Source organism: Saccharopolyspora sp. 7B, from assembly GCF_020177435.1.
Lineage (GTDB): Bacteria > Actinomycetota > Actinomycetes > Mycobacteriales > Pseudonocardiaceae > Saccharopolyspora_C > Saccharopolyspora_C gregorii.
Map to the genome: position 1 here is coordinate 1 of NZ_JAIUKC010000041.1, position 7467 is coordinate 7467.

Consider the following 7467-nt stretch of genomic DNA (forward strand, 5'->3'; position numbering starts at 1 on the left):
TGGGGCGCACTCCCTTAGCGCCCGAGCCGGGGTTTGTGTTGCCGGGCGGCGTGGGGGGGGGGGGGGGGGGGGGCGCCCCTGCGGGGGGGGGGCCCCCCCCCCCAGCCGACTGGGGAAGCCTCATTCCGGTACTGGGGTTCGCTGGTCCGTTCTTTCCGGGTCGGTGATGTTGCAGACCGCAGCTTGGTCGTGGTCTTTGAGGATGCGGGCCAGTGTGCGGGCTCGGTCAGAACCGATCTTCAGGTTCCGGCGAAACGTGTCGGCGGATGCGGTCCACCCATGCAGGCGCCAATGTTTCCGATTGACACCGAAAGCCCGCTGCGCCAGCGGATCCGCAACGCCTGAGTTTGCCGGATGGTCTTGTCCGGGGCCAGTGTTCTGTTCATGGTGGGCGCCTGCTCTGTCCACATCGGACTGTTCTGCCTCAGGCGACTGGATCGTGGCCCTTGAGGTGGCGCCCTCCTGAAATAGCCGCATATCGTCGACGCTGGGCCGCTGATGCTCGGCATGGCCCATCAACCGGTGCGTGAGGTTAGTGATCTGCTGCACGGTTCGTGCCGGTGTCGAGTAGCCATGCCCATTCTGCGGGGACTTTCTTTCTCCACTGTGGTCTGTGGTGAGATCGTAGAATCGTTCTGGCATGCCGAATTCGCCTCTCGTCGTCGAGCGCGTCGTAGTAGTTGGTGATGTGTCAGAGCACCATGCGCCGCCACAGCAGGAAGGTTCGCCAGGGATCGAGGAACCAGCGGGCGAGCGGGATGCGATCGCGCAGGGTTCCGGTGCGGGCGCCGATGCGGCGCAGCAGCACGGTGCGTGTGGATTCGATCACGGCCAGCAGCATCAGTGGCGCCGCCGTATGCAGGCCGACCGCCACGAGATCCGACCATACTGCCGTGGCGTTGGCGGCGACAGTGCCGAAGGCCAGTAGCCGGACGGGTTGGCGCAGCTGATCCAGGTCAGCACGAGGTCGACGAGGACGATGCCGAGTAGGCCTCCGTCGAGGCCGAGCGGGACGAGCTCAGGCAGGGGAAGGTGCTTCTCGACCGCGACCGCGGCCGCGGTCTGGTACGAGCCCGCTGCCCCGTAGGCGGCCAGTGCCACCCCGATGACCACTGAACCCACGCATGCCGCGATCTGTCCTCGGGACATCTCCGGTACCGGTGCGCGGTAGCGATCTGTCATCGTGCACCTCCTTGCAGTGAGGCGGCGGCCAGTGGGTGGGATTCACCGGTGAGTGCCGCGAGGGCGGTGGCGACTTCGTCGAGGCTGGCGCGGACGTAGGTCGTGGTCGTGCCGGTATCCCCGCCGCTGTCGGTGTGGCCTGCGTAGGCCCGGGCCACGGCGTAGCCGAAGTGGCGTTCGACTCAGGTCAGGGTGGTGTGGCGCAGCCAGTGGGTGCTGATCTGCTGGGTGGCGACCCATGGCAGGTGGGTTCCGATCCTTTTCCAGAGGTGGTCGTAGCGTCGGGATGTGATCGGTTTGCCGGAGCGGTAGCGCAGCAACCGTCCGCCTTCGAGTGCGGCACCTCGTTGCTCGGCGTGTGCTTGCAGGTGGCGCATCAATGTGGGCGAGACGGGCTGCCAGCGGACCGTGTCGCCCTTTTCGTGCAGCGCGATCAAGCACTGTTGCGTGTCGAGATCTTGCGGGCGTAGCGCGAGGACGCCGCCGCGGCGGCAGGCGGTTTCGGTGTGCAGTCGCAGCAGCAGTGTGTCCAGTGCGGGATCGTTTCCGGTGGTGGCGGCCACCTGGTTGATCTCGTCCAGGCCGGTGTCGGGCAGGCCGCGGCGGGTGCTGGGCAGCCGGCGCGGTTTCGGGACTCGGCGGGCCGGGTTGTCTGATTCGGCGATCAGCTTGTCGGCGACGGCGTGGTTGTAGAGGCAGCGCATCGCGGCGATGAGGTGTTCGGCCGCGCTGCGGCCTCCGCGTGCGTTGCGGCGGGAGACCACGTGCTCCCGGACGTGCTCGGCCAGCTGCTTGATCTCCAACGGCGTGGGCTCGTCCAGCCGCCGATCGCCCCACTGCTGTGCGATGCGCTTCCAATACGACGAATACACCCGGCGGGTGCCGTGAGATACCGCGGCTGAGACCTGCGGGATGTAGTCGGCGAAGGTCGGTGCCACCGAACGGTTGTGCTGGTCGGTGCTTAGCAGGTCCGCGGGTGCGACGCCCATGCGTTCCAGCACCAGGCGCGCGGCTTCGAGTTCCGCAGCGCCTGGGTGTTCTTCCGAACCGGTGGTCATCACGCGTCACCCCTGGGAGCGGGGGAGTGGGAAGCGGTGACCATGGCGTCGAGTGCACTCATGGTGTAGATCACGAGCCTGCCGTGTTGTGGTGCGGCTGCTAGCAGGACTCGGTCGGCTGTCTGCAGGTGGCACCACCGGCGTGCGGTGACCGGTAGTGGGATGTGGTGTCGGCGGGCGAGGCTGAACATCCCGGCCGGGTCCGGGAGCACCGCGATCACGGACTCCGAGATCAGGCCGAACTGCAGTCGCTCTCCCGGGCACCATCCCAACGCCTGGACCACCGATCGCTCGGCGATCCGGCCTCGCTGGTCGATTGAAGCGATCCGATACACGGTGTGGATCTCGCCAGGACTGGCGGCCAGGTCCGGGACCGGCATGCTGCGACCCGGCTTGGCCCCGGACGCAGCGACACCGGACAAGGACCGAGGGATCACCGCGGGAATGAACGCATCAGCCACGGCCATCACCTCGGGCCATGCAGGGGCAGCCACACAGCACGACAGGACGATGGACGCACTGCGTCACATCGCCCTGTCGGCTGATAACTTGCTTCCGTTCGAGTGGGAGGGATCCCACCCACTGGTGTCCGAGGGGCGAGTTGCGCACTAACCACACGGCTTCTGCTTGCCCACACCGTGTGAGTCGGGACAGTCCAGGTCTTCTGTGAGACACCTGGGTGGGATGGAACACAGCGTGAGCCTCAGTGGTTCCCCTAGCGCCCTTGCAGCAAGAATTTGTACGCCGATCGTGTGACAGATCGACAGGCTCGCGAATAAATATCAGCGTCCGGGCGATGTTGTATTAAAATGGGGAGATGAACACTCCGACGCCATGGTGGGCAACGACCTTAATTGCAATCTTAGTCCCGCTCGCTGTAGCCGTCTTGACTCAACGGCGAACTGATCGTCGTGAAAGGTTGAAACTCGATCACGAGCAGCAGCTGAGGTACATGGACAGGGTTCTTGAATCCTATAGTCGGGCACTGTTCCCACTAGAGCAAGCATACCAATTGTTAAAAAAATCCGATCCTGATTGGGAAGCGGCACGGAAATCACTTGAAGACCTTTGGGATCCGTTTCAGACTCTAAACGCTATCGCTCCGGATGATCGAATCGTGGCTACAGCCGCACTGACTGCATCTGCGGCACATCAGCTCGTCGGAGAGATGGATCGGTCAGATCCCAAATCTCCAGAAATGATCAGTCTGCTTCTAAGGTTTAACACCCATGCGTATAACACTCGAAAAATGCTTCGCGAGGACATGCTCTCATTTAGCCAGAAAGTGGATGCATAACGACCTGTTGCATCCACCGGATCGCTGAGTGGCTATTCTTGCCGGAGATGCCGACCGGGCATGCCTCCGGCCAGTGGGATTCGCGCTGTTCGTGCGTGTCTTCCAAATAGATTGGCGAGGCGAGCGCTCCGACAGTCAATGTGCGTATCTACAGGGTAAAACGGTACCGCCCACGGTAGCTCTGCTGTCGAAGATCTCGCGTGCGTTAGCAAGTTTTCCTTAATTTCAGTTTGTCCAACGCGTGCGGGTTGGTTTTGGCGCTGCCCCGGTGGACCGAGTAAACAATCCCGTTGTAGACGAGGTCCCAGAGGTCACGGTTAGTCTGGATTTCCCGTAGGTTGATCGAGAGCTCGTTTCCGCTTTTGTCCTGCAGTTCTAGGTCCCATGCGAGGCCGCCGCTGGTGCCGACTACTTTGACTTCGGTCAGTTCGTAAGTGTCGACGTAACCGTTCTTGACTGCGAACCAGTCGGCCCCGGCGGAGATGCCGACGCTTCTGCCGATGAAGTAGAAGACGAATGGTGGCCAGATGACGAACAGCCACAGCCACCATGTGCTCATCCAGTCGATTCCCCAGTCTCGCAACGTTCCGAAGCCGATGAGGATCACCGACATCAGGAGGCCCGACAAGATCGATGTCGATACGCGGCCTTGGTGCCACTCAAGGACTGGACCGCGTCCCTCAGGGGCTGACGGATATCGGGCTCGGCCTGGGGCGTTCTTCACGTCACCGCTGTAATCAGCTGAGACCGGCGCGCGCGGTGGGCGAGGTTCGCCGGTGCGCGGGTCTGGTTTTGGTGCGATCTCGGGCAACTTCAACCTCTCGGCATGGAGTGGCGCTATGTCAGCCTAGTCTGGCCATAGTTCATCAACGGCGAAGCCGACGCCGATTCCGACAAGGCCGCCGACGACGACACCGACAGGGCCGCCGATCGCAGCGCCGACGACGGCACCAGAAACAAATGATGAGCCGCCGCTCACCACGGCCTGGGTGGGATCTTTCCCGTTGCTGATATCTAGGCCTACGCCGAAGGAAGTGATGCCGAGGCCGAGCCACGGAAGTTTCGAGGCAACTTTTCCGGCGCCTCTGAGTACCGGGCTTCCCGCCTTCGGCACTTTCGGTACGAGCTTCGCATCCATGCCACGGATTACAGCTTGAACCTTCGGTGGGAACCGGTCGATGGTGCGTGCCGCTCGTGAGGCCATCGCGTTGTCCATCGCGTCCTTGGCGGCGAGTTCGTTGGTGATCTGGATGCGCGCTGCTTGGGTGCGGTTGGCGAGGCTGAGGTTCTGGCTGGTGGTGAGGTTGGCTGCGCGTTCGGCTTTGGTGATCGCGGCTTCGGCGAATTCGCGGAACTGGGTGGTGCGGACGGCGACCGCGCCTGCCATGCCGGTCGACATGTCGGCCAGGGCGAGTGAGAGCTTGGCGGGGTCGAGCGCGCCGGACAGGAAGCGGATCAGTGCGTGTTGGGAGTCGGATTCGACCTTGCGGGCGTCCTTGACTATCTGCGACGCCTGCGCGAAGGCTTGTGCCTTCTTCTCGAACGCGTCCTGTGCTTGGACGGCTGCGGCGTGGTCCTGCTTCTGCTGTGGCGTCGCTGGTTTGTCGGTCGGCAGCGGCGTGGGGTTCGCAGGGGCAAGTCCTGGTTCTTGGATCTCGTAGCCCTTGATCTCCAGGCCACCGGCCGCGGCGACATCGCGGGCCTGCTGCATCTTGGCCCGGACCGTTCGCAGGTCGTCGGAGTGCGTCTCCAACGCGCCGCAGGTGTCGGTCAAGGCAGTGCTGACGTCGTCGGTCATGCGGCCGAACTGGGTCATCAGGTTCCGGAACACTTCGCCCGCGGCCTCGCCCCATCCGGCCTCAGAGTCATTGCGAACCGAGTGCACTTGGTCGGATGTCGCGGAACTCGTCGCGGCTTGGTCGCGCAACCAGTCGCACGTTGCGGTCAGGCTGTCCGGGTCGCCCTCGACTTTGGTGTCAAGCCCCACTGTGGTGTTCCCCTTCGAAAAATTCAGCGCGGCTGCTCGGCCTTGAGTTCCTGTTCGTGGAAGGCGGCTGCCTGCTCGTAGTCGGTGTCGACGTAGACCACGCGACTGTCGGCAACGGAATCCCCGGCGGCGCCTGCGCCGATGGCCACGTTGCCCAGCGCCTCAGTGAGTTGCGCCAATGCCCCCATGATCGCACCGGTGACGACCCCTGCCTGAGGTTCGGATGGCGCTGAAGCCCCGGACTCCATATCCGCGCTCGCGTTGCGCAGCTTGCTGGCCACTCCGTCCAGGACAGCGGGGTCCACTTCGCTGCCGCTCACCGGTTGCCCTCCTGGAAGCGGGCCTTGCGCTCTTCGAGGGGCAGCGCCGCATCCCAGACGATCACGTCGGCACCGGACTTCTCGCGCAGGCCCTCGATCTGCCAGCCGCGGACCGCTACCCATGCCTGTCCGTCGCCGCAGCCTTCGACCAGCTCCTTGACGGAGGTGAATGCCAGCAACGCGCGATCCCCCGAAGCGGTCTGCCGCAGTTCCAAAGTCACCTCGGCGTCCCGCTTGGTCACGCGCGCGGACGGAACGTAAACCGTTTCAGGCACATCGTCGTCACCATCCACCGTCGCCATGTGCTCGGCCCCGAGCACCGACGGCGCAGCGTCCTCATGCGAGCGCATGAAGTCGCGGTCCCCATACACCAAGCCAGCATCCCTCCCGATATCGATCCAGGTCGGGACCATACCTGCGCGATCATCGACGGAAGCAACAGACCTGCGGGGTCACCCGATTGGATCAGTATCCAATCGGTCTTGGGGCTAGGACCTTCAGTTCAAGTCCTCTTCGGTGCGTGGGCCGAGTCAGTCCTCTGCGTGCTCGTCGGGATCGCTGGTCGTTTCGCTGCCGACTCCAGTCGCGATGATGTCTGTGTCAATGCTGGCCAGGATCGGCGGGCCGAGGACAGCGGGCGGCTCTTCGTTGATCTCATCCACGGGTTGCTCCTTCGCTGGTGGAGATCAGGTGACGATCGTTTCGGCTTCGGTGGTCTTCCTGGGTCCGTCCCACTGGTGTCCCGGTTGCTGTTCGGTGGTCAACGCCCGGCACAGCCGCCTGATGGGTCTGAACAGCTGTTTCTTGCTCGGGACAGTGTTCGGTGTCCGTCCCGGCCGTCCCGTGGATGGCGTTGACGACTTGTGGCGAGAGATCGTTTCTGGGACGGGACGGCCCGTCAGGCTCTGTCGTGGACGCCTCTTGGCTATGGGTGCGCGCCTCTCCGCAGAGGCCGAGTGTCGGCAGGCGTCGCAGAGGGTTCGGGAACGGCGGTCGGTGCCGAGGGGTGGTGTTGCGGTCATTCGCCGGTGGACAGGCGGGTGTACGCGGTGCCCGCAGGCCGCGGCTGGTGTCGGTCCGCTGTGTGATGCGGGGACCAGGTGCCAGCGGGATTCGTGGACGCTCGTCATCCAGGTGTAGCGGCGGCACATGGCTGATTAGGGATGCTCGGTTGTGAGCGCGGACGGCGCGGGCTGTTCCGTCGTGGCAATGGCGAGTAGGAGGCACGGGACGCACGGTGCGCACGGCACCGCGTGACTGGCGGCGGGGGCCGCTCCCGGTTCTGCGGCTACTTCGATGGCGGCGGTCTCGAATTCGCGACGGCACCAGGAACGGATGCGGGTTTCGGTGGTGTCCCGGGCGGCATGGGTGACGCGTCGGGTTTCGCCGACGAGGCCGGGCTTGTACTGGAACCACTGGATGGTGTCGGGCATGTGATTGCTCCTGGAAGTGGGGCCGCGGGCGGAACCGGGGATCGGGGGTTTGCCGGTTCCGCCCGCGGCGGGTCCGGCGGCGGCGCGGGGGGGGGGGGGGGGGGCGCGGGCGGGCGGGAGGGTGGCCCGGGGGGGGTTGGGGGGGGGGGCCCAGAAAACAGGTTGGTGGTGTCGCAAATACGGGGGCACG

General features: G+C 64.5%; 10 protein-coding genes and 1 pseudogene. 1 reads left to right on the forward strand and 10 read right to left on the reverse strand.

The window, feature by feature from the left end; genetic code table 11:
- Window positions 1-120 precede the first annotated feature (120 nt).
- The 4 genes and pseudogenes from LCD33_RS08125 to LCD33_RS08145 all read right to left on the reverse strand — a co-directional run bounded on the left by LCD33_RS08125 (window position 121) and on the right by LCD33_RS08145 (window position 2701).
- Entirely contained in the window at window positions 121-642 is a 522-nt protein-coding gene (locus tag LCD33_RS08125) for a hypothetical protein (RefSeq protein WP_224968585.1), read from the reverse strand.
- Between the two features lie 49 nt (window positions 643-691).
- Window positions 692-1182, reverse strand: a pseudogene (locus tag LCD33_RS08135) (DUF2637 domain-containing protein).
- Window positions 1183-1364: 182 nt separating this feature from the next.
- Window positions 1365-2240: a site-specific integrase gene (locus LCD33_RS08140; protein WP_308011249.1), complete on the reverse strand. Its 876-nt coding sequence runs from the start codon at window positions 2238-2240 to the stop codon at window positions 1365-1367.
- A complete protein-coding gene (locus LCD33_RS08145) occupies window positions 2240-2701 on the reverse strand; it encodes a hypothetical protein (RefSeq protein WP_224955781.1) in 462 nt (153 codons plus the stop codon). The genes LCD33_RS08140 and LCD33_RS08145 overlap by 1 nt, the downstream gene beginning before the upstream one ends.
- 356 nt (window positions 2702-3057) lie before the next feature.
- Here LCD33_RS08145 and LCD33_RS08150 point away from each other — a divergent pair, with 356 nt between their 5' ends.
- Window positions 3058-3537 carry a hypothetical protein gene (locus tag LCD33_RS08150; protein ID WP_224968584.1) on the forward strand — a complete coding sequence of 160 codons (480 nt, stop codon included), beginning with the start codon at window positions 3058-3060 and terminating at the stop codon, window positions 3535-3537.
- 205 nt (window positions 3538-3742) lie between these two features.
- Here the strand turns inward: LCD33_RS08150 and LCD33_RS08155 are convergent, their stop codons facing one another.
- The 6 genes from LCD33_RS08155 to LCD33_RS08175 form a co-directional block, all read right to left on the reverse strand.
- Window positions 3743-4165, reverse strand: a complete 423-nt coding sequence (locus LCD33_RS08155) for a hypothetical protein (protein WP_224977676.1) — start codon at window positions 4163-4165, stop codon at window positions 3743-3745.
- 219 nt (window positions 4166-4384) lie between these two features.
- Window positions 4385-5524: a hypothetical protein gene (locus LCD33_RS08160; protein WP_224968580.1), complete on the reverse strand. Its 1140-nt coding sequence runs from the start codon at window positions 5522-5524 to the stop codon at window positions 4385-4387.
- Between the two features lie 23 nt (window positions 5525-5547).
- On the reverse strand, window positions 5548-5844 hold the full coding sequence (locus tag LCD33_RS08165; RefSeq protein ID WP_224968578.1) for a hypothetical protein: 297 nt from the start codon (window positions 5842-5844) through the stop codon (window positions 5548-5550).
- Window positions 5841-6215: an SAV_915 family protein gene (locus LCD33_RS08170; RefSeq protein ID WP_308011250.1), complete on the reverse strand. Its 375-nt coding sequence runs from the start codon at window positions 6213-6215 to the stop codon at window positions 5841-5843. Before LCD33_RS08170 ends, LCD33_RS08165 begins: the two co-directional genes overlap by 4 nt.
- A gap of 159 nt (window positions 6216-6374) precedes the next feature.
- Window positions 6375-6506 carry a hypothetical protein gene (locus LCD33_RS28810; protein WP_255617178.1) on the reverse strand — a complete coding sequence of 44 codons (132 nt, stop codon included), beginning with the start codon at window positions 6504-6506 and terminating at the stop codon, window positions 6375-6377.
- A gap of 495 nt (window positions 6507-7001) precedes the next feature.
- The gene (locus tag LCD33_RS08175; RefSeq protein ID WP_224977677.1) at window positions 7002-7277 is read right to left on the reverse strand and encodes a hypothetical protein; all 276 of its coding nucleotides are present in this window, start codon (window positions 7275-7277) and stop codon (window positions 7002-7004) included.
- Between the last annotated feature and the right edge of the window lie 190 nt (window positions 7278-7467).